The 22,052-nt window shown below is 69.6% G+C and carries 18 protein-coding genes; 8 read left to right on the forward strand and 10 right to left on the reverse strand.

Annotated elements, in window-relative coordinates:
- The first annotated feature begins 42 nt into the window (after positions 1-42).
- Together PCA76_RS16010 and PCA76_RS16015 are read left to right on the forward strand one after the other, a co-directional pair.
- On the forward strand, positions 43-2,844 hold the full coding sequence (locus PCA76_RS16010) for a DEAD/DEAH box helicase (protein WP_272619038.1): 2,802 nt from the start codon (positions 43-45) through the stop codon (positions 2,842-2,844).
- 165 nt (positions 2,845-3,009) lie between these two features.
- On the forward strand, positions 3,010-3,894 hold the full coding sequence (locus tag PCA76_RS16015) for an MHYT domain-containing protein (RefSeq protein WP_272619041.1): 885 nt from the start codon (positions 3,010-3,012) through the stop codon (positions 3,892-3,894).
- Positions 3,895-3,951: 57 nt separating this feature from the next.
- Here PCA76_RS16015 and PCA76_RS16020 read toward each other — a convergent pair whose 3' ends face one another.
- From PCA76_RS16020 to PCA76_RS16035, 4 genes are all read right to left on the reverse strand, one after another.
- Positions 3,952-4,824 (reverse strand): endonuclease/exonuclease/phosphatase family protein, encoded by an 873-nt coding sequence (locus PCA76_RS16020; protein ID WP_272619043.1) that lies wholly within the window; start codon positions 4,822-4,824, stop codon positions 3,952-3,954.
- A 130-nt stretch (positions 4,825-4,954) separates the two neighbouring features.
- Positions 4,955-5,893, reverse strand: a complete 939-nt coding sequence (locus tag PCA76_RS16025) for an SMP-30/gluconolactonase/LRE family protein (RefSeq protein WP_272619044.1) — start codon at positions 5,891-5,893, stop codon at positions 4,955-4,957.
- Positions 5,894-6,082: 189 nt separating this feature from the next.
- A complete protein-coding gene (locus PCA76_RS16030; protein WP_272619046.1) occupies positions 6,083-8,413 on the reverse strand; it encodes a beta-L-arabinofuranosidase domain-containing protein in 2,331 nt (776 codons plus the stop codon).
- An 18-nt stretch (positions 8,414-8,431) separates the two neighbouring features.
- On the reverse strand, positions 8,432-9,817 hold the full coding sequence (locus PCA76_RS16035; protein ID WP_272619048.1) for a glycoside hydrolase family 43 protein: 1,386 nt from the start codon (positions 9,815-9,817) through the stop codon (positions 8,432-8,434).
- Positions 9,818-10,257: 440 nt separating this feature from the next.
- Here PCA76_RS16035 and PCA76_RS16040 point away from each other — a divergent pair, with 440 nt between their 5' ends.
- The 3 genes from PCA76_RS16040 (at position 10,258) to PCA76_RS16050 (ending at position 14,070) form a co-directional block, all read left to right on the forward strand.
- The gene (locus tag PCA76_RS16040) at positions 10,258-12,042 is read left to right on the forward strand and encodes a family 43 glycosylhydrolase (RefSeq protein ID WP_272619419.1); all 1,785 of its coding nucleotides are present in this window, start codon (positions 10,258-10,260) and stop codon (positions 12,040-12,042) included.
- Positions 12,043-12,431: 389 nt separating this feature from the next.
- Complete coding sequence (locus PCA76_RS16045) at positions 12,432-13,817, forward strand: endo-1,4-beta-xylanase (RefSeq protein ID WP_442930230.1); 1,386 nt, start codon at positions 12,432-12,434, stop codon at positions 13,815-13,817.
- Positions 13,818-13,905: 88 nt separating this feature from the next.
- Complete coding sequence (locus tag PCA76_RS16050) at positions 13,906-14,070, forward strand: hypothetical protein (protein ID WP_272619050.1); 165 nt, start codon at positions 13,906-13,908, stop codon at positions 14,068-14,070.
- Here PCA76_RS16050 and PCA76_RS16055 read toward each other — a convergent pair.
- From PCA76_RS16055 to PCA76_RS16065, 3 genes are all read right to left on the reverse strand, one after another.
- Complete coding sequence (locus PCA76_RS16055) at positions 14,018-16,813, reverse strand: glycosyl hydrolase (protein WP_272619053.1); 2,796 nt, start codon at positions 16,811-16,813, stop codon at positions 14,018-14,020. The two genes, PCA76_RS16050 and PCA76_RS16055, sit on opposite strands and share 53 nt — an antisense overlap.
- 156 nt (positions 16,814-16,969) lie before the next feature.
- A complete protein-coding gene (locus PCA76_RS16060; RefSeq protein ID WP_272619055.1) occupies positions 16,970-17,344 on the reverse strand; it encodes an MmcQ/YjbR family DNA-binding protein in 375 nt (124 codons plus the stop codon).
- Positions 17,345-17,384: 40 nt separating this feature from the next.
- The gene (locus PCA76_RS16065) at positions 17,385-18,080 is read right to left on the reverse strand and encodes a DUF1223 domain-containing protein (RefSeq protein WP_272619057.1); all 696 of its coding nucleotides are present in this window, start codon (positions 18,078-18,080) and stop codon (positions 17,385-17,387) included.
- Between the two features lie 121 nt (positions 18,081-18,201).
- Here PCA76_RS16065 and PCA76_RS16070 point away from each other — a divergent pair, with 121 nt between their 5' ends.
- Complete coding sequence (locus PCA76_RS16070) at positions 18,202-18,504, forward strand: GNAT family N-acetyltransferase (RefSeq protein WP_272619059.1); 303 nt, start codon at positions 18,202-18,204, stop codon at positions 18,502-18,504.
- A gap of 45 nt (positions 18,505-18,549) precedes the next feature.
- On the opposite strand, the gene PCA76_RS16075 is transcribed toward PCA76_RS16070, so the two are convergent.
- Positions 18,550-19,140, reverse strand: a complete 591-nt coding sequence (locus PCA76_RS16075; protein WP_272619061.1) for a TetR/AcrR family transcriptional regulator — start codon at positions 19,138-19,140, stop codon at positions 18,550-18,552.
- A 90-nt stretch (positions 19,141-19,230) separates the two neighbouring features.
- Here PCA76_RS16075 and PCA76_RS16080 point away from each other — a divergent pair, with 90 nt between their 5' ends.
- Together PCA76_RS16080 and PCA76_RS16085 are read left to right on the forward strand one after the other, a co-directional pair.
- Positions 19,231-19,986 (forward strand): SDR family oxidoreductase, encoded by a 756-nt coding sequence (locus PCA76_RS16080; protein WP_272619063.1) that lies wholly within the window; start codon positions 19,231-19,233, stop codon positions 19,984-19,986.
- Between the two features lie 37 nt (positions 19,987-20,023).
- The gene (locus tag PCA76_RS16085; protein ID WP_272619065.1) at positions 20,024-20,740 is read left to right on the forward strand and encodes an isocitrate lyase/PEP mutase family protein; all 717 of its coding nucleotides are present in this window, start codon (positions 20,024-20,026) and stop codon (positions 20,738-20,740) included.
- Between the two features lie 73 nt (positions 20,741-20,813).
- Here PCA76_RS16085 and PCA76_RS16090 read toward each other — a convergent pair whose 3' ends face one another.
- Complete coding sequence (locus tag PCA76_RS16090) at positions 20,814-21,740, reverse strand: 5'-3' exonuclease (RefSeq protein WP_272619067.1); 927 nt, start codon at positions 21,738-21,740, stop codon at positions 20,814-20,816.
- Between the two features lie 58 nt (positions 21,741-21,798).
- Positions 21,799-22,026, reverse strand: coding sequence for a hypothetical protein (locus PCA76_RS16095; RefSeq protein WP_272619069.1), 228 nt, complete (start codon positions 22,024-22,026; stop codon positions 21,799-21,801).
- Between the last annotated feature and the right edge of the window lie 26 nt (positions 22,027-22,052).

Consider the following 22,052-nt stretch of genomic DNA (forward strand, 5'->3'; position numbering starts at 1 on the left):
CTTGTGGGGTGCCGTGTCCCGGCACGCACTAATCTTGGAGGCATGTCGAGCCCCGCCGAGCGGTACACAGCGGCGCGCCGCCGGGCCGCGCAGGCCGCAGAGTTTCCGGCGTTGGACGAGTTCGCCCTTGACCTGGGGTTCGAGCTCGACGATTTCCAGCGGGAGGCGTGTCAGTCGCTGGAGCGGGGCAGCGGCGTGTTGGTCTGCGCCCCCACCGGGGCCGGTAAGACCGTGGTCGGGGAGTTCGCCGTCCACCTGGCGCTGCGCGGGCGGCCCGACGACCCGGTGCCCGCCGACGACGCGGCGACCCGGCCGCCCCGGCGCAAGTGCTTCTACACCACGCCGATCAAGGCCTTGTCCAATCAGAAGTACCACGACCTGGTCGCCCGGTACGGCGCCGAGCAGGTTGGCCTGCTGACCGGCGACAACGCGATCAACGGTGACGCGCCGGTGGTGGTGATGACCACCGAGGTGCTGCGCAACATGCTCTATGCGGGCTCCAGCACCCTGCAGGGCCTGGCGTACGTGGTGATGGACGAGGTGCACTACCTGGCCGACCGGTTCCGCGGTGGGGTGTGGGAAGAGGTGATCATCCACCTGCCACCCTCGGTCACCCTGGTCTCGTTGTCGGCGACCGTGTCCAACGCCGAGGAGTTCGCCGACTGGCTGGTCACCGTGCGCGGCGAGACCGCCGTGGTGGTCAGTGAGCACCGGCCGGTGCCGTTGTGGCAGCACATGCTGGTCGGCAAGCGGATGTTCGACCTGTTCCACGACGCCGACGCCGCCCGCAAGCACGATGTGCATCCGGAGTTGCTGCGCTACACCCGTGAGACCGCGCGGCGGCTGGAGTTGGGCGAGGGACGCAGCGCGGGGCCTGGTGCCGGCCGGCGTGGCCCGCGCTGGCGGGGCCCGCTGCGCCCGGACATCGTCGACCGCCTGGACCGGGAGGGTCTGCTGCCGGCGATCCTTTTCATCTTCAGCCGGGCCGGTTGCGCCGCCGCGGTGCAGCAGTGTCTGGCCGCCGGGTTGCGGCTCACCTCGCCCGAGGAGCGGACCGAGATCCGTAGGGTCGTCGAGTCCCGGGTCACCGCCATTCCCGGCGAGGACCTGTCGGTGCTGGGGTACTGGGAGTGGCTCGACGGCCTGGAGCGTGGCCTGGCCGCTCACCACGCCGGCATGCTGCCGGTGTTCAAGGAGATCGTCGAGGAGTTGTTCGTCCGCGGCCTGGTCAAGGCGGTCTTCGCCACCGAGACCCTGGCGCTGGGGATCAACATGCCGGCCCGCTGCGTGGTCCTGGAACGGCTGGTGAAGTACAACGGCGAGGCGCACGTCGACCTGACCCCGGGGGAGTACACGCAGCTCACCGGGCGCGCGGGCCGCCGTGGCATCGACGTGGAGGGGCACGCCGTCGTGGTGTGGTCCCCGGAGACCGACCCACGGCAGGTGGCCGGGCTCGCCTCCACCCGCACCTACCCGCTGCGCTCCAGCTTCCGGCCCTCGTACAACATGGCGGTGAACCTCGTCGGCACGGTCGGCGCGGAGCCGGCCCGGGCTCTGTTGGAGTCCTCGTTCGCCCAGTTCCAGGCGGACCGGTCGGTGGTCGGCCTGGCCCGGCAGGTGCAGCGCAACACCGAGAGCATCGAGGCGTACGGCGTCGAAGCCGCCTGCCATCACGGCGACTTCGACGAGTACTTCGCGCTGCGGGTGGCGATCGCCGACCGGGAGAAGGCGATTGCCCGGCAGGGGCAGACCCAGCGCAAGGCCGCCGCGGTGACGTCGCTGGAGCGACTGCGGGTCGGCGACGTGATCCGGGTTCCGGCGGGCCGGCGGGCCGGGCTGGCCGTCGTGCTGGATCCGGCGACCGGTGGGTTCGGTGAGCCGCGGCCGCTGGTGCTCACCCAGGATCGCTGGGCCGGGCGGGTCAGTCCCGGCGACTTCACCACCCCCGCCGAGGTGCTGGCCCGGATCCGGGTGCCGAAGCACTTCAACCATCGGTCCCCGGCCGCCCGCCGGGATCTCGCCGCCGAGGTCAGCGGCACCGGCCTGGACCGGCACGGCGGCCGACGGGGTGGCCGTTCCCGGCAGGTGACCGGCGAGGACCACCGGCTCACCCAGCTCCGCACGGAGATGCGCAACCACCCCTGCCACGCGTGCCCGGAACGGGAGGACCACGCCCGCTGGGCGGAACGGCGTCGCCGGCTGGAAGGCGACACCGAGGAGTTGCGCGAGCGGGTCTCCGGGCGTACGGGGTCCCTCGCTCGGACGTTCGACCGGATCGTGGCGCTGCTGACCGAGCGGGGTTACCTTGCCCGCGACGGCGCGGTCACCGATGCCGGCCGGATGCTCGGCCGAATCTGGACCGAGGCGGACCTGCTGGTCGCCGAGTGCCTGCGCCGGGGAGTGTGGAACGGGCTGTCTCCGGCCGAGTTGGCCGCCGCGGTGTCCGTGGTGGTCTTCGAGGCGCGCCGTGACGTCGACGAGCGGGCGTCGCTGCCGCGCGGGCCGGTGGCCGACGCGGTGGACGAGACGCTGAAGCTGTGGGGGGAGATCGAGGCCGACGAGGCGGCGCGCGGGCTGACCGCGACCCGGGAGCCGGATCTCGGCTTCGCCTGGCCCGTCTACCGGTGGGCCCGGGGCGAGGCGCTGGCCAAGGTGCTCGGCAGCGGTCACGAGATCGACGGTGAGATGCCGGCCGGTGATTTCGTCCGGTGGGCGCGACAGGTCGTCGACCTGCTGGGTCAACTTGCCGACTCGGGCGGCGCGTCGCCCGAGCTGCGGTCGACCGCCCGGCAGGCGATCGCGGCCGTCAACCGGGGCGTACTGGCGTACCACACCACCGCCTGATCGTCACATTCAGTCATTATCACTGACGAATCGCCGTATCGGACGGTCACCGCAACAGCACCCCCCGGATAGCCCGGGGGGTGCTGTTGCGCCTGCTCACGGCACCCCTGATCATTGCCCGAGCGCCTTGTTGACGCGCCGCTAACGAATGGGGAGAAGACCGCCGTGGCGGAAATCAATCACTTTGAGTACGGGTGGATCACACCCACGCTGAGCTACGCGCTGTCCGTGCTCGGTTCGATCCTCGGGCTGGTCTGCGCGGGGCGTATCCGCACGGCGCGCACGAGCGGCCAGCGGGTCTGGTGGGGCCTTCTGTCCGCCTGGGCTCTGGGTGGCACCGCCATCTGGGCGATGCACTTCATGGCCATGCTCGGCTTCGCCGTCGACGGCACCCGGATCCGCTACGACGTGCCGCTGACCGTCGCCAGTACGGCCATCGCCGTGGTGGCGGTCGGTATCGGCCTGGCCATCGTTGGCACTGGCCAACTGAACCCGGTACGACTGATCGCCGCTGGCATCTTCACCGGTGCCGGTGTGGCCTCCATGCACTACACCGGGATGGCGGCGATGCGCCTCAACGGCAGCCTCGGCTACGACACCCTCCGGGTCGCGCTCTCGGTGGTCATCGCTGTCGTGGCGTCCACCGTCGCGCTGTGGCTCGCGATGACCGTCCGCCGGGGGTTGGCGATCTTCGCCTCCGCGCTGGTCATGGGCGTCGCCGTGAACGGCATGCACTTCACCGGCATGAGCGCGTTGTCGGTGCACCGCCACGAACGTGTGGGTGAGGTGACCGGCGCCAATGTGAGCACGCTGCTGGTGCCGATCGTGCTGGCAGTGCTCTTCGGGGTGGTCGGTCTGCTCTATGCGCTGCTCGCCGCCCCGACCGACGACGATGTGGCCGCCGCCGCCTACCTGGACGGGCGGCGGGTCTCGGAGCCGGCAGCCGCGACACCCATCCCTGCCCCGGACCCGGTCGGCCTGCGCGCCCGCTCCACCCTCGGTCAGCCGGGTACGCCGTTCCCGTCCCGCCGGGACACGCCGCCCCGCTGACGCCGTGTCACGTCCGCGGAGACCATCAACCCGCCGGTCGGCCGTGCCCGGTGCCGGTCAGGCCGGCGGGCGACCGGGACGGCTGCGATCGATGGTGAGGGTGGCCAGCAGCCCGGGGTGGTCGGTCGCCCCGTGCATGGGCACCGACCTGCGGCAACAGAGCGTGATGTCGGTTGTCGCCACGATGTGTTGCAGTCTGCCGTCGTCGATCCGCTGATAGCTCGGCCGTTCACACGACCGCACGGTGGGACTGCCGCCGGCCCGAAGGTTGAAGTCGCCGCTCAGCACGATGGGCTCGTATCCCGTGCTTCTGCTGATCGTCGGCAGGATGGTGTCCACCAGGTGGCCGCACTGGGCGAGCGCGACACGGTAACTGGTGGCGGCCAGGTGCGTGGTGCAGGCCAGCACGACGCCGTCGACGTTGACGCAGAGCCAGGCTCGTTCCTCGGGGTCCGCGAGGTCCTGCGTCGGGTGGATTCCGCGGTACAGGGCGCGTGGGCTGCCCGGCGCCTCCACGTGGGTCAGCAGCCCGATGCCGTACGACTGGCCGTTGCGGCACCGGGTGTCGCCGCCGCTGGGGCGGTCGCCGGCGGCCTGGAACGCGGACACGACGGTCCGATCAGTGTGGACGGCTTCGAACACGCGCGTCAGGGCGGTGACGTCGCCCTGGCAGATCTCGTTGAGAGTGACCACATCGGGTGCCTCGGCGCTGATCACCTCGGCGGCTGTGGCCACCGCCCGGCCGGTGTAGCAGCCGGCGCGGCCGCTGTTGCAGAGGTTCATCTGGAGCACCCGCAGGACCGTGGGTTCGGGCGTCTCCACGGTGTCGGTGGAGACGGCCACCGACGGTACGGCCGGCAGTCCGGCGGCGGCGATCAGGCAGCCGACGGCAAGGGCTCGACGTAGGAATCGGTACGAACGGTCGGCCATGCGGACTCCGGGTCGAGCAGGCGACAGTCTTCGCCGAGGTGCCAGTGATCTTACCGACGGCCGCTCGGCGACCGAACCCGCGCGGGCGGCCGAGGGGGCACACGCGGCCGCGCGTACCCCCTCGGGTTGCTCAGTGGGTGCGGACCGCGACGGCCGTGTACGGGGTGGTCGGGGTAGGTGGCGTGGTGAAGCGGCCGTTGGGCAGGTAGAGCCGGCCCAGCGCCTCGGCGACGGTGGTGGGCACGTCGAAGTTGGGGTCGGTGATGGTGCCCGTGACCGTTCCCGTGGTGCCGGCGCGGTTCAGCGTGACCACCGCGATCTGGTTGAGGCGGTTCTGCACGACGTAGAGGGTGCGGCCGAGCAGCAGCAGCCCGTCGCCGTTGGTGAAGGTGTAGCCGGGCACGTCCACGGCGGTGGTCGCGCCGGTTGCCGGGTCGACCCGGTACAGCGTCCCGGTGTTGGACTGGACGACGATCAGCGCCCTTCCGTCCGGTGTGGTGGCGATGCCGTTGAGGTTCACGCCGGTGCCGACCTGCTCGTACGCGCCGGTCAGCGCGATGGTGGTGAAGCCGTCGGCGGGCGGCAGCGCGCCGCCACGGCCGAGTGGCAGCCGATAGAGCACCGGGCGGTTGGAGTCGGTGAAGTACGCGGCGTCGCGGGTCAGGATGACGTCGTTGACGAACGTCGGAGCGGTGGCGAACTGGTAGCGCGCCAGCACATCGCCGGTGCGGGTGTCGAGCACACGGGCGTCGCCGGCGGTACCGCCGGCGACGAAGAGCCGGCCTCTCGGGTCGACCTTGAGACCGAGCGACGGGGTGCCGGTGGGTGCGCCGATCCTGGTGTCCCGGCCGGTGACCAGGTCGACCCGCTGGATTGCGCCGGTGGTGCGGGAGCCGAAGTACGCGTACCGGCCGGCGGTGGCGATGCCCTCGGGCGAGAACCCGTCGGGCAGGGCGAGGACGGTGGGCAGCCGCCCTCCGGGGTGCGCCTGCGCGGGGGCGACGGCGCCGGAGGTCAGGAGGGCGGCGGTCAGGGCGACGCCGAGCGTCCTCCGGAGGGGTCGGTTCACTGTGCTCCTTCCGGGCGGAAGGCGGCATGGGCCGACACATCCGCCACGATCTTTTGGGGCCAGGACCCTCCCCACTGTACGACCGGCGCCGCCGCACGCCCGGGTGCGACGACCGGCGTCACCGGCAGCGGTCTTCTGGGACCGCTGCCGGTGGCCCGTCGAGCTGAGACAGGTCAGCTCTGTGCGATGTCAGGCGTTGCGGAGGAGCCTCCACCGGTTGTCCGCGCTGCCGTTGTCCGAATCCTGTACGGCCTGCGCGCCCCAGGCGGTCGATCCGTTCAGGATCCCGAGTAGCTTGCCGCTGTTGACGTTGCGGATCCGGTAGGTGCCGTCGCCGTTGTCGACGAGGGTCCAGCGGTGGTCGGCGGTGCCGTTGTCCGACCATTGCAGGACCCGAGCGTTGTCGGCGGTGGACATGTTCTCCACGCCCAGCACCTTGCCACTGTTGACGTTGCGGAACCGGACGGCGCTGCCGTCGGTGACGACCACCCAGTTGTGGTCCGCGGTGCCGCTGTCGCCCCACTGCACCGCAAGTCCACCGTCGGCGGTGGACATGTTCTGGACACCGAGGACCAGGCCGGTACCGACGTTGACCAGACGGCTGCTGCCGCCCGTGGTGCCGCCGGTGGTGCTCCAGTAGACGGTGTAGTTGTATCCGTGGGCATCCTGGAATGGGGCGAGGGGCACCGTGGAACCGTTCGCGCTGGCGGTGAACGCGAGCGAGGTGGTGCTGGTGCGGGTGATCGAGGAGGTGGTGAGTGACGGCAGGGCGCTCAGGGCGGTGTTGCCGTAGTTGCCGGCCAGCACCGCCGGGCCGTACGTGATCGCGGCGACGTTGGCGTTGTCGTTGGCCGCTCGGATGGCGACCTGCATCGGCAGTCGTACGGTGATGGTGTCGCCGGCGGCCCAGGTGCGGGTGACCGTGGCGTAGCTGCCCGGTGTGGTGGCGACGTTCTCCACCGCGCCGTTGACGGCGATCGTCGCGCCGCTGGTCCAGGACGGGATCCGCACCCGGATGCTCCACGAGCCGCTCATCGACCCGGACAGCGTCAGGGTGGTGGTGTCACTGACCGGGTAGCTGGTGCTCTGGGTGACCGTGATGCCGCGCTGCGACCAGGTCAGCACCGACGGCGTGAACAGGTTCACGGTCAGCGTGGTGCCGTTGTAGAAGTAGATGGAGTCCATCAACCTCGTGTTGATCTCCAGGCCGGTGCCCTGACAGCACCAGAACGAGTTGTAGTCGGTGCTCCAGGTGCCGCCGCCCCACGCCGGGCCCACGCCTCGACGCCCGCCCGGCCTGAGCGGGGTGAAGTACGTGATGTGGCCGTGGTTGTCGGCCGGGTTCTGTCCACCGATCAGGTGGTTGATCATCGCGCGCTCGTAGAAGTCGAAGTAGTCGGTCCGGTTCGGGTCGAGCAGCCACAGCTCCCGGGTCAGTTTGAGCATGTTGTAGGTGTTGCACTGCTCGCAGGTGTCGTTGCTGAGGTAACCGGCGATCGCGTTGGGTGCCCGGAAGTGCTCGGCCTGACTGTTGCCGCCGATGACGTAGGAGTGCGCGCCGACGGTGATGTTCCACGCGTTGCTGGCGATGTCCCGGTAACGGGTGGTCCCGGTGGCCTTGAACTCCCGGGCGGCGCCCACCCACTTGGGCACCTGCGTGTTGGCGTGCAGCCCGGAGAGCTGGTCCTGGTTGGCCGCCAGCGGGTTGAACACCGCGGCGTGGTCGAACCGCTGGGCGGTGGCGAGCCACCGGCCGTCACCGGTCTGCTGGTAGATGTCGGTCAACACGTCGTTCATGCCACCGAACTCGGTGCCCAGCATCGACTGCATCTGGCTGGAGCTCAACCGGGACGTCCGGGTGTCGACCCAACCCGCCAACGCCAGCAACACCGTGCGGGCCTGCGTGTTGCCGGTGTAGCGCCAGACGTCGAGCAGCCCCGCGAGGGTCTTGTGGATGCAGTAGTAGGGCACGTTGCCGTTGGACAACGTCCGTGCCTCGAGCGCCGTGAAGTCGGACTCCGGGAAGCCGGAGAGGTAACCCGCGCCGAACCCGGCAGCCCCGTTGTTCGCCTGGCACTTGGCCAGCTCGGCCACCATGTAGTTCGCCTTGTCCCGGCAGGTGGTGTCGCCCAGCACCGCGTACCCGTACGCCCAGGCGGTCAGGAAGTGCCCCTGCATGTGGGTCCGGAACGGGAAGTTCGGCGCGTCCCAGCCTCCGTTGGTGGCGGCACCGTTGGTGGACAGCCGGTGGTTGGCGCGGAAGTTGTAGAGCAGGCGGTCGACGTCGACGAACCGCAGATAGTTCAGCGTCCGCGTCTGGTTGTCCATCCAGCGGCCGGTGGTGAGCCGCACCTGACCGAGGTCGAACGAGTACGCCGAGACGCCGAGGTCCGACCGGGCCGGTGGCACCACGGCCGCGGCCGCGCTGCCGGCGGCGAAGGTGGTGCCGGTCGCGGACAGCACAACGGTGGCTCCTGCGGCCTGAAGGAGGTGGCGGCGGCTGAGGGGCAGGGGTGACATGGATCCTCCAGGGGAGTGCTACGGGGTGATTCGGAAGGTGGCGTCCTGGCGGTCGGCGGCGCTCGAACTGCTGCTGAGCGGATCGATGCGCAACAGGTAGTTGGCGTGTCGCAGGTAGCGGGTCGGGAAGTTGTACGAGCGGAACGACGTCCAGGCGGCGTCGGCGAGCCCTGCCGTCCGGTAGAAGGTGGCGTCGGCCCGGAACACCGAGGTGTTCTCGTTCGCGGCGAGCCGGACCTCGTAGTTGTAGTGCCGGAGGTAGGAGCCGGGATAGTTCACCGACTGGAAGGACACCCCGGTGGAGTCGGCGAGTCCGGGCACCATCCGCCACATCTGGTCCTGGTACGGGTCGAACGGGTACGCGTCCAGCCGGGCCACGTTGTCGGCGTGCCGGACGTAACGGTCGGGCAGGTTGGACGACTTCAACCGGACCCAGTTCGGCGTCCCCCAGCGGGCGATCAGGCCGTTGTACTCCGCGTCCGTGATACCGACCATCGAGCCGTGCTTCGCGTTCATCGGCGGCGTGTAGTCGCGCTGGTTCATCGGGGTCCACGAGTTGCCCCCGATGGTGGTGGTCGACCAGGCGTAGTAGTCGTTGTTGACCGGGCCGTACGAGTCGCCCCACAGCCGCCAGCCACTGCCGTCGATCGCCTTGACCAGCAGCGGAGCCTCGATGCCGGTGCCCTGGAGGAGCCCGCTGGTGTACGTGGTGAAGCTGTTCGGGGCGCCGGTGCTGGACCGGGCGCCGTAGAGGTTCCCGTTGCCGAGATTCTTGTAGTAGAGGTACGTGGTGCCGCCGTCGACGACGACGTCTCCGTCGAGGACGCCGAAGCCGGGGCTGAAGAACACCTGCGGCGAGCTGACCGTCTGGAAGTCGCTGGTGTAGTTGACCAGGAAGACGTCCTGGCCGTTGTTGGCCGAGTAGACGATGGCGTACTGGCCGCGGGCGGCGTCCCAGAAAGCGGTTGGGGCCCAGGTGTGGGTGTTCAGCGTGTGCATCCGGATCCGGCGGTATCCGGTGAGGCTCGTCAGGTCGGTCGAGTCCCAGACGTGCAGGTACTGACTGTTCAGGCCGAAGTTGGTGCCCTTCAGATCCGTGGCGAGCACGACGAAGGTGCCGTCCTGCTTGCGGAGGACGAACGGGTCCCGCAGGCCCAGCTGGCCGGCTGTCGGCGTGACGACCGGGTTGTTCTGGTTGAGCGGCGTCCAGTTGAGGCCGTCGCGACTGACGGCGAGGTGCAGGCCGTAGTCCGCGCCCTGGAACTGGGGAGTTTCGGTGAAGTAGGCCATCACGTATGCGGTGTTCGCCGCGGCGAGGGCGGCGTGCGGGAGACTCAGCACGCCGGTGGTGGCGGCAGCGGTGGACAGTGCGCCCAGGGTGAACGCGCGTCTGGTCAACGGCACGGTAGGCGACCTTTCTGACGGCGGGACGGGTTGGTGGCCAGCGCCCGGAGCGGCAGCGCGTCAGAGCGGCCATTTATAGCGAGATGTCTATGTGATCGCTAACATAGTTGTTCCGTAACACGCCCGCAACCCCCCGCGTCGCGGGCGGTCACTGTTGGTGACCGACTGCCCTCCCGTTGACGCCCGCGACGACTCTCAGTACGGTGCATCGTAAATCTTCGATGTCAGCGCCGAAACATCGTTGCTGCGGTGGGGTTACGCCGTTCATCTCGCGCCATGCAAAAACCCAGGTCACGTAAGTAGGGGAGGTGTCGTTGACCTTCTGTTAGCGATAACACCACGTCCGACATCGCACGGCACACTCTCTGGGAGTAATCGTGAAGGTGGCAAGAGGAACCACGAATCGGACCAGCCAAAGAGCCAGGCGCGCCGTCGCCTGGCTGGCGAGCCTGGCCTGCGTCCTCGCCCTGGTCCCCGGCGCGGCCAAGGCCGACAACCCCATCGTTCAGCACATCTACACCGCGGACCCGGCGCCGTTGGTGCACAACGGCCGGGTGTACCTCTACACCGGACATGACGAGGACGGCTCCACGTACTTCACCATGCGGGAGTGGCGGGTGTGGTCGTCCGCCGACATGGTGAACTGGACCGACCACGGCTCGCCGATGAACCTGGCGACTTTCGCCTGGGCGGACGCCAACGCGTGGGCTGGTCAGGTCATCGCCCGCAACGGGAAGTTCTACTGGTACGTGCCGGTACGCCAGCGCTCGAATGGGCAGATGGTGATCGGAGTGGGGGTGGCGGACAGCCCGACCGGGCCGTTCCGGGACGCGATTGGTCGGCCCCTGGTGGGCAACGGTGAGATCGATCCGACCGTGTTCGTCGACGATGATGGTCAGGCGTACCTGTACTGGGGTAACCCGGGTCTGTGGTACGTGAAGTTGAACCCGGACATGATTTCTTTCTCGGGCAGCGCGACCAGGATTCCGCTGACCACAGCGGGTTTCGGCACCCGTAGCGGGAATGCGAGTCGGCCCACCCTGTATGAGGAGGGGCCGTGGGTGTTCAAGCGCAACGGCTTGTATTACAACGTGTTCGCGGCGGAGTGCTGCTCGGAGTTCATCGCGTACTCGACCGCTCCGGGTCCGACCGGGCCCTGGACGTATCGGGGGACGATCATGCCCCGGCAGGGCAGTAGTTTCACCAATCACGCGGGTGTGATCGATTTCAACGGCGGATCGTATTTCTTCTATCACAACGGTGCGCTGTCCGGTGGTGGTGGCTACACCCGATCGGTCGCGGTGGAGAAGTTCACCTACAACTCCAATGGCACGTTCCCGACGATCACCATGAGCACCACGGGGGCGCCGCAGGTGGGCACGTTGAACCCGTACGTGCGGCAGGAGGCCGAGACGATCGCGTGGGGTTCGGGGATCGAGACCGAACCGTCCAGCGAAGGCGGTATGAACGTCGGCTGGATCGAGAACGGCGACTACGTCAAGGTCAAGGGCGTCGCGTTCGGCGCTGGTGCGACCTCGTTCACCGCCCGGGTCGCCTCGGCCACCAGCGGCGGCCGCATCGAGGTACGGCTCGACAACAGCAACGGCCCACTGGTGGGCACCTGCACCGTGCCGGGCACCGGCGGCTGGCAGTCCTGGGCCACCGCCACCTGCGCGGTGAGCGGTGCGACCGGGACGCATGACCTGTTCCTCCGCTTCGCCGGCGGCACCGGCAACCTGTTCAACATGAACTGGTGGCAGTTCGGCGGCGGCACCGGTGGCACCGGAAACCTGCTCACCAACGGCAACGTGGAGAGCGGCACGACGGGCTGGGGTGTGAACGGCAGCGGGACGCTGTCGTCGAACACCGCTGTCGTGCACGGCGGCACCGGCTCACTGTCGATCACCGGTCGGGCCTCCGCGTGGAACGGCCCCAGCCAGGACGTGACCTCGAAGCTCACCAACGGCAAGAGCTACACCACGAACGTCTGGGTACGGGCGCAGAGCGGCACACCGTCCGCTAAGGCGACCCTCGCGCTGACCGCCAACGGCACGACGAACTACGTGCAGCTGACCCCGGCGGCGGGGGTGAACGCCAACGGCTGGACCCTGCTCACCGGCACGGCGACGGCGTCGTGGAGCGGCACGCTGTCCAGCGCCACCTTCTATGTCGAGACGGCAGCGGGCACCGACAGTCTCCTCGTCGACGACGTCTCGTTCGAGTGACGCGCGGTGCCGGAGCCGTGCTCGCGCGGCTCCGGCACCGCGATGGCACGAACCGCCGGTACGGACAACAGCGACGCACTCTCGACGCGGATCGTTACGGCTTGACGAACGGCATGTTATCGCTCACAGTCGATGGTTGAGGGCGGCCGCACCTGTGGTTCACCGGGCGAGCCTGCTGGTCGCACCTCGGAGCACGACGTCCGCCCAGGGCATGCCGGACGTCGTGTCAGGCCTCCCAGCGCTGGTGCCGTGACGGCGACCGGGCTCTCGCTCGTCATGGTCCCGCCAGTGTGGGACGACTCCGCGGCTGGACTGATGTCCCCGACGTCGCAGGAGCAGATTCGGGCGCTGTACCTCCATCACCGAACCACCACAGAGAAGGAATTCGGATGAATCACAAGAGAGCCCTGCGAGCGGCGGTGACCATCGCAGTCACTGGCGCCCTCGCCGCCGGCATGACGATGGCGCTGACCACCGCGGCCAGTGCCGGAACGACGCTCCGAGCGTCGGCGGCCGAGAAGGGCCGCTACTTCGGCGCCGCGGTGGCGACCGGCAAACTCTCCGACAGTACATACGTGACTGTCCTGAACCGCGAGTTCAACAGTGTCGTGGCCGAGAACGAGATGAAGTGGGACGCGACTGAGTCGCAGCAGGGCCGGTTCAGTTACACCGGCGGTGATCGTTTGGTGAGTCACGCTCGGGCCAATGGCATGAGTGTGCGGGGTCATGCTCTGTTGTGGCATGCGCAGCAGCCGGGTTGGGCGCAGGGTATGTCCGGTAGTGCGTTGCGTAGCGCGGCGATCAATCATGTGACTCAGGTGGCGACGCATTTTCGGGGGCAGATCTATGCCTGGGATGTGGTGAATGAGGCGTTCGCTGACGGGGGTGGTGGCGGGCGGCGTGATTCGAACCTGCAGCGCACCGGTAATGACTGGATCGAGGCGGCGTTCCGTGCGGCGCGGGCGGCTGATCCGGGTGCGAAGTTGTGTTACAACGACTACAACACTGATGGGGTCAACGCGAAGTCGACCGGTATCTACAACATGGTGCGGGATTTCAGGTCTCGTGGTGTGCCGATTGACTGTGTGGGGTTCCAGTCGCATCTGGGCACGTCGCTGGCGGGGGATTATCAGGCGAATCTGCAGCGTTTCGCTGATCTTGGCGTCGATGTGCAGATCACCGAGTTGGACGTGATGACCGGCGGTAACCAGGCCACCATCTACGGCTCGGTCACCCGTGCGTGCCTGGCCGTCTCGCGGTGCACCGGCATCACGGTGTGGGGTGTGCGGGACTGCGACTCGTGGCGTGGATCCGACAACGCCCTGCTCTTCGACTGCGGCGGCAACAAGAAGGCGGCGTACACCAACGTCCTGAACGCCCTCAACGCCGGCGGAGGCATCCCGACGACCCCGCCGCCGACGACCCCGCCGCCGACCACGCCTCCGCCCACCACCCCGCCGCCGACGACGCCTCCGCCGGTGCCGGGTGGTTGCTCGGCGTCGGTGTCACTCAACTCGTGGACCGGCGGTTTCGTGGCCACCGTGCGGGTGACGGCTGGTTCCGCCGGTACGAACGGGTGGAACGTCAGCCTGACGCTCCCCGGGGGTGCGAGTGTCACCAACACCTGGAGCGCTACGGCCAGTGGCTCCACGGGCACGGTGCGGTTCACCAACGTGGACTACAACGGTCGGCTCAGTGCGGGCCAGGTCACCGAGTTCGGCTTCCAGGGCAATGGCAGCGGGGCCGGCATGACGCCCACCTGCGCTGCCTCCTGACCACGGAATGAGTGACTGAACCGCCCGTCGTCGGCCGGTGCGGAGGACCACTGTTGGTCCTCCGCACCGGCCGACCTGGTGTCGCGACGTGCGGGTCGATCAGGAGTACGGAAGCCGCAGCACCGACTGGTTGCCGATGCCCACGGTGCTGGGGTTGTTGCCGATCGCCGACCAGATCTCCACCCGGACCGTGCCGTTGCTCAGCGCGCCCAACGTGCCGGTGGCCGAGGACAGCCCGGCGCTCTGGGTGTAGTGCTCGTAGCCGGAGACCGGATCGGTGGCGAAGTAGCGTGAGGTCTCCACCCGTTCCCAGCTGCCGTTGCCGGTGAGGTCGTAGGAGATCCGCACCTGCACACCGTTGCCGACCGCCGATCCGGCGTCCACGAACAGGTCGAACGCGGTCTGCCCGCCGGAATAGGCGAGGTTGAGGCCGGTCGCCGTGAAGACCTGCGCGTTGGTCGGCGTACCGTCGTGGTTTCCGTTGGCCGCCGCGACCGTCGTCGTGGCCGCGCTACCGGCGGCGCCCAACCCGCCCCCGGGCAGCAGGTACCGCGTCGGACTGCCCGTGGTCGGTGGCGGGGTGGTCGGTGGCGGGGTGGTCGGTGGCGGGGTGGTCGGTGGGGGTCCGTGGGCGTCGGCCCCGGGGGTACGCCGCCGGCCGCGTTGCCGCCGCTCCAGGTGTACGCCCCGGTGGTGGCCGTCTTACCGGCTCCCACGGTGAGGGCGGTGCCGTTGGAGAACGTCACCGTGATCGGCGAGGCGGTCGGGTTCGATGCCACATAGGTGCGGGCCCCGTTGCGCGAGAAGACCGCCGACAGCGGGTGGTTGCCGGTCACCGTCGTGTCGACGGTGCCCAGAGCGGCGAGGTTGCGGATCCAGTGGAAGGTGTGCGCCCGGCTCTCCCCCTCCTCCGGGGTGTAGCCGGGGTTCGCGCGGAGGTTCGCCAGCGCCGCGTCACCGTCGCCGAGGGCCTGGAACTGCCAGAGGATGTCCTGCCACACCGTCGGTTGCCCGCCGTTGTTGCGGACCAGTTCGGCGTAGTTGGTCCGCACGTACGCCGGGTTGTTGCCCAGGTAGAGGTGTCCGCCGGTGACCGGCAGCAGGTTGATGCCCTGGATCATCTCCGGCTCGCCACTGAACCAGGTGGCGTACGCGCCGCCGTCGCCCCAGACCATGCCGACCGTCGAGTGTCCGAAGGCGGCGGGGAAGTTCTGGTCGCTGACGTCGAACCAGTATTCCTGGATGGCCGCCGCCTGGGTGGTGTACAGGAAGACGCCCGCGTCACGGACGGCGGTGTCGCCGGTCGCCTGCCCCCACTGGATCAGGGCGCTGGCGAAGTTCATCCCCTCCGACGAGGACTCCTGATTGTTGCCGGAACCGAACGAGCCGTGCCCGGACGCCCAGTCGTGGCCGGCGTAGATGTCGAAGTCACGCAGGTACGGGAAGCGGGTGTCGTCGCGGCGGTAGTTGTTGGCGTCGCGGATCAGCAGATCCACCATGCCGCCGTAACGGCTGGTGGCGGCCCAGGCCGGGTCGAACTTGGCCAGCGTCGCGGCCGCCGCCACGTAGTAGCCGTAGTGGAAGTGGTGGTCGTTGAGCTCCTGGTCGGAGCCGTACGACGCCGGGTAGCCGATCAGGGTGCCCCAGGTGTTGTTGTAGTAGAAGACCCTGCTGGTCTTGCCACTGGACGCGGTGAACCAGTCGGTCAGTGTGCTGCGGATCGCGTTCAGCGCGCTGTCCCGCGTCGCGGTGTCGTTGACCAGGTCGGCGATCTCGGCGATGCGGGCGGCCCGGCCGAGCCCCTTGCCGGTCCAGTAGGTGTCGTCGCCACGCTGGTCCATCGGGTTCGCGCGAGCGGCTGCCAGCTGGCTGGTGAGCGTCGCCAGGTCGCTTCCGCTGCCGTCTCCGACGGCCGGCAACTCCGGCAGGACGCCCTGGAACTTCATGGCGGTGCGGAACTGACTGACGCCGGTGAGCACCTTCATCCGGCCGCGCGCCGACGGGTAGGTCGGAGTGATCGCGGTGGACCCGCTCAGCGACTTCCACTGGTGCGGGTAGAGGCTGACCACGGTCTGCGTGGCCGTTCCCTCCCGCGCGGTCGTGGTGAACGCGTACGTGGTGGTCAGGCTGCTGGTGGCCGGGTTGTAGGCGTACGACACCTGGGTGCCGGTCACGTGGGCGTGCGCGTACCGGCCGTAGGTGGCGGCCAGGTCGGCGCGCTCCGCCGCGCTCGACGTCGGCGGCAGGAGGGCGACGGAGAAGTAGCCCCGACCGGCCAGATTGGACGAGATCCGGCCCGCAGCGACGGTCCAGCTGGCACCGGTGGGCGCGTACCCGACATAGTCGTGACCGTTGACCCGGAAGCCGATGGTGGCGCCACTCTGGGACCAGACGTCGGGGGTCCCGGCGGTGCCGATCACCGCGTCGCCGCCGGTGGTCTGGAAGTACGCGAAGGGCAGGCCGTGGCCGATGGTGGCGCGCATGGTCCGCGTGCCGTCACTCCAGTGCGGGCTGACCGTCCAGTCCGTCCAACCGTCGACCTTGACCAGGGGTGCGCCGAGCCCGGCCACGCCGACCCGGATGTCCTGGACGTACGGGTAGTGGAACTCGCCGACGCCGGTCGCGGTGCCGCTGATGGCGGGCGTGGAGTTGGCCGAGAAGCCCAGGCCGTCGGTGAAGGTGTCGTACGAGATCGGGTGGGCGTGCAGGGGCTCGCTGAAGGCGCAGTCGGTGCGCTTCCACAGCAGCGAGGACCACCAGTCGTTGGTGGGTATCGGTCCGGCGGGCGCGTTGGCGGTGGCGAACTGTCGGGGGTTGCTGGACATCGCGCCGCACCCGCTGGGGAGCGGGCCGACCGGGGTGGTGGTGTAGCTGCCGGCGCCGACGGGCGCGGCCTCGGCTGCGCGGGTGACGGGGATCGCGAGGCCGCCGACGACCAGGGCCAGAGCGGTGGCGGCGGCCAGGGCCCATCGGCGGTGGGGGACGGGAGGTTTCATGGTGCCTCCATCGCGCGTCGGGGTGCGGCCCTTGCCGGTTCCGACGCGTTGCGTCTGAATTGGGGAGAAGGTCGTACGAGAGAGCGCTCTCTCGGCCACGGTAGTGGAGCACCGAGATCCCCGTCAATGTGTCCATCCGGTTGCGTGCTGATGTCGCTATTTGCCAGCGCCCTCGACGTCGCTCAGCAGCGCGACCGGCGCGCGCATCCGCCACGCGTCGGTCACGAGCTCGCTCAGGCGTTCGAGGTCGACCGTCGCCAGGCGCAGCAGCACCAGGGGCAGGCCGTCGTAGCCGGGCGTGGTGAAGAAGACGTCCGGCTCCCCGAGCAGGAGAGCCTGCTTCTCGGCCTCGTCGCCGACGAACAGCACCGCGATGTCGAGTCGAATCACCCGCGGCTTTCCCGGTCTGCGCTCGGGATAGGACCAGACGAAGCCCTTGTCCGCCACCCGGAAGTCGAAGCCGTCACTGGCGATCTCCACAGCGTGCGGAAGAGCCAGTGCCACCCGGCGTACGTCATCCGCGTCAACCACCGGGGCCCCTTGCACCGCGCACCATCCGCATGCGCCGAGATTACGCGGTGAACAGGCCGATGGCGGTGGCGCCGACGATGGCCTGGTTGGCGTTCTCCTGCACATAACCAACGACGGTGGCATTCCGAGGATCGAGATCTGCCGGCGCTGCCAGCTCCACCCGTCCCCGCTCGCCGCCCAGACCCACCGACGTGAAGGCACGTACGACGTTGTCCTGCCGTAGCGTCCGCCCGGCGTTCTCCCCCCGGGCGATCTCGCTGTCCAGGCCGCGTTCGACGATCGCCACGTTCAACACCGCGCCCTCCGGCGCCCGTTCGGTCTGATAGTCCAACGCCACCTGGTGCCCGCTGAGGTCCGGTGCGGAGAGTGCGAGAGGCGCGGGGGCGGTCGACGTCAGAGCGGACGTGATGGCGCCGGCCGCCTGTCGACGATCGGAACCGACGAACTCGACGGTGCCGTTGACGACCATCTGCGGGGTGTACAGACGCCCGGAGACGAAGGCCTGGGCGTACGCCTCCTGTCGCGCGGTGTACGCGGGGTCCGCGAATCGGTCGGGCCAGCCCAGGTAGTCCCAGTAGTCGACGTGGAATCCGAGGGTGAAGACGGGCTGCCCCCGCTCCCGGGCGTCGCGCTCGATCTCGGTCAGCAACTCCTCCGCGGGAGGGCAACTCGAGCACCCCTGGGACGTGAACAGCTCCACGACGGCGAAGCCGCCGCCCGCCGATGGGTTCGTCATGTGGCGCATCTCCTCCCACGTTCCGGCCGTCGTTGCTGCGTTTCCCGTTACGGCCGAGACAATGCGCGTGGGGTCGCCCCGTGCCGGCCTCGGCGTGCGGGGTGGGTGGTTGGATGGGCGGGTGCAGTTCACCGTGACAGACGCGCCGGCGCGGGAGCGATTCGAGGCGCGCGACGAGGCGGGTGTGGTCGCCGGGGTTGTCACCTACCAGCTGACCGGCACCATCATCGCCTACACACATACCGAGGTCGATCCGGCGTTCGAGGGCAGGGGCGTCGGGTCGACGCTGGCCCGGGCCGTGATGGACGACGCGCGGGCCAAGGGGCGAACCGTCGTGCCCATCTGCCCGTTCCTCGCCGATTGGCTGGTCAAGCACCCGGAGTACGAGGGCATCGTGGTCCGCTCGACTCGCAAGGTCAAATAGGGATGGTCAGGCCGGTTCTGCCTTGAGGCACCGCGACGACCGGTCTCAGGCGTCGGGCAGGAACCGGCCCGCGAGGGTGCGGGCGGTCGCGGTCAGCGTGTCGATGTCCAGACCGGTCCGCCCCATGAACACGAGTCCCTGTTGTGCGGCGAGCAGTGCGCGCGCCGTCTCGACCGGGTCGGTGTCGCGGGACAGGTCACCCTCGTCCTGGGCTCGCACGACACACTCGGCGACCACGTTGGTGGTCGCCTCGTAGCTGCGCCGCGCCTCCGCGAGAACGTCGGGGTCGGTGGTGGCGAGCTCGCAGGTGCTGTTTGCCATGAGGCAACCGCGCCGTGCGGCGGCTCCGCCCGGATCGCTCACCGGTGCCATGAGGAACGCCCGCAGCGCGTCCAGGGCACGGGGAGTGGACGCGAGCATCTCCCGCAGGTAGCCGCCGCTGGTGTCGGTGTACTCGCGCAGCGCCCGCAGGAACAGTTGGTGCTTGTCGCCGAAGGCGCCGTAGAGGCTGCCCTTGCCCAGCCCGCTGACGCGCATGAGGTCCTCCAGCGACGTCGCCGCGTAGCCGGCGTCCCAGAACTGGTCCCGTGCGGCGCGCAACACCTGCTCTTCGTCGAACTGTCGTGGCCTGGCCATGTGACCAGCCTAGCAATTCTTGACCGTACGGTCCACCATGCGTATGGTGGACCGAGCAGTCAATAACTCGGTCACGTGGAGGAACACCTCATGTCACAGCCACTTCAGGGCAGGATCGCGCTCGTCACGGGCGGTTCGCGCGGCCTCGGCGCGGCCACGGCCCGTGCTCTCGCCGACGCCGGCGCGGACGTCGCGATCACCTACGTCGGCTCCGCCGACAAGGCCGCCGAGGTCGTCGAGGAGCTGGTGGGCCGGGGTGTCCGGGCGGTCGCCCTGCAGAACGACCAGGCGGACAGCTCGCGGGCACCGCAGTTGATCAACGACGTCGTCACCCGGCTCGGCGGCCTGGACATCCTGGTCAACAACGCCGCCATCTCCATCGAGCAGGGCAGGACGGTCGACGACCCGGATGTCGACGTCGCCGCCCTGGACCGGATGCACGCCACCAACTACACCGGAGTGATCGCGATCATCCGCGCGGCGGCGAAGGTGCTGCGTGACAACGGCCGGATCGTCACCATCGGCTCGGGAATCGGCACCCGCGTCGGGGTCCCCGGTCTCGCCGACTACGCCGCGACCAAGGCCGGCCTGGTCGGCTACACCAGGGGTGTCGCCCGGGACCTGGCACCGCGCGGCATCACCGTCAACATGGTGCAGGCCGGACTGATGCTGACCGGTATGGAGCCGCCGAACCCGGAGGTGCTCAAGGGCATGGTGTCCAGCCTCGCGATTCAACGGGTCAGCGACCCGGCCGAGACCGCCGCGGTCATCGCCTTCCTGGCCAGCCCCGCAGCCTCCTACGTCACCGGCGCCGTGCTTGACTCCAACGGCGGGTACACCGCGTGACCCCCGCCCCTCCGCATCCCGTCGGGAGACGTGAACGATGACAGCCTCCACCTTCCGTGCCCTGCACCACGGCCGCGCTGCCGGCGACCCGCTCGTCCTGCCGGGTCCCTGGGACGCGGCCAGCGCCCGGGTGTTCGCCGACGCCGGCTTCCCGGCACTCGCGACCCCGAGCGCCGGGATCGCCGCCTCGCTCGGCTACGAGGACGGCTCGACCCCGCCCGACGAGATGTTCGCCGCGGTGACGCGGATCGTCCGAGCGGTTTCCGTTCCCGTGTCCGCTGACGTCGAGGGCGGTTACGGCCTCGCCCCCAGCGAGCTGGTCGGGCGGCTCCTGGAGGCGGGCGTTGTGGGCTGCAACCTGGAGGACTCCGAAGGGCACGCCACGCTCAAGGATCCGCACCGGCACGCGGACTGGCTGGCCGAGGTGCGGGCGGAGGCGGGCGACGCGCTCTTCATCAACGCGCGCGTCGACACGTTCCTGTTCGGCACGGGTGACCCCGCCGACGCGGTGGAGCGAGCCCGGCTGTACGTCGCCGCCGGCGCCGACTGCGTATACCCGCTCCTGGCGCCGATCGAGGTGCTCCCGGCGCTGAGGGAGGGCATCGAGGGCCCGCTCAACATGGCCGCCGGAACGGACAAGGTTTCCGTGGCCGAGTTGGGACGGCACGGCGCGACCCGCATCACCTTCGGCCCGGGGATGCAGCGGTACGCGATGGGGGCGATCGGCGACCTCGCGGCGGAGCTGCGCGCCTGAGGCCCGGAACCGCGCGGTGGGCTTCACGCCTGAAGCTGAGCCGCCGCGCGGCCGGACGCCGCGCGGCCGGAGGTCAGGCGTCGGTGCGGGCGGCGAGGGCGTCGACCAGGCGGCGGGTGGAGCCGGCCAGATTCCACCGTTTGGCAAGCTCGAGCAGCCGGTCCGGGTCGACGGGGGCGGTCGGCAGCGCGGTGGGCAGCTCCGGCAGTGGCACGTCCAGGGCGACCCGGACCACCGTTGGCGCGACGCCGAGGTAGTCGCGTGCCGCGACCAGCTTGGTGCGCAGGCCCGGTGCGAAGGACGAGTCGGAGTCGTCGAGGGCGGCCAGGATGCCGGCGATGCTGCCGTACCGCTCGATGAGCCGTGCGGCGGTCTTCTCGCCGACACCCGCGACCCCGGGCAGCCCGTCGCTGGGGTCGCCGCGCAGCGCGGCGAAGTCGGCGTACCGGTCGGCCGGCACGCCGTAGCGGGCCCGCACGGCGGCGTCGTCGCAGTCGTCGAGCTTGGCGACGCCGCGCCCGACGTAGAGCAGACGGACCGGCCGGGCGTCGTCGATGAGCTGGAACAGGTCCCGGTCGCCGGAGACCACCTCGACCGGACCCGGCTGGGTCACCGAGAGCGTGCCGAGCACGTCGTCGGCTTCGTAACCGGTCGCGCCGACGGCCGTGATGCCGATGGCCTCCAGCACCTCCAGGATCATCGGCACCTGCGGGGAGAGCGTGTCCGGCACGATCTCGCCGCCCTGCGGTGCCACCCGGTGCGCCTTGTACGACGGCAGCAGGTCGACCCGCCACGCCGGGCGCCAGTCGTAGTCCAGTGCGCAGACCATCCGGTCGGCACCGCGTCCGCGAATCAGGGTGGCGAGCATGTCGAGGAAGCCGCGCACCGCGTTGACCGGGGTGCCGTCCTCGGCTCGGGCGGCGGATTCCGGGATGCCGAAGTAGGCCCGGAAGTAGAGGCTGGCTGCGTCGATCAGCAGGATCGGGGGTCGATGTGCCACGCCGGACAGCCTGGCACAACCGTCTGACGATCAGGGGTACGCCCGGCCGTCGGTGCTGTCAGCGCTGCTCGTCGTGCCGGTAGACGGTCTCCCGCCGGGCCAGGTGCTGCACGACGTAACTGGTCACCAGCAGCAGGATCGCGACCAGTACCTCGACCCAGGCCGCGACGCCGTCGGCCACGGTGAGGCCGATGATCAGCAGGACCAGGCCGACGAGTGCGAGGACCCCGGCCCACAGTTGACGGCGACGACGTGTCGCCGCCCGGTTCGCCTCGTCCGCTGCCACCTGGTCCTCCCGGTTGGGGTGCCCGC

It is taken from the genome of Micromonospora sp. LH3U1 (assembly GCF_028475105.1).
Classification (GTDB): Bacteria; Actinomycetota; Actinomycetes; order Mycobacteriales; family Micromonosporaceae; genus Micromonospora.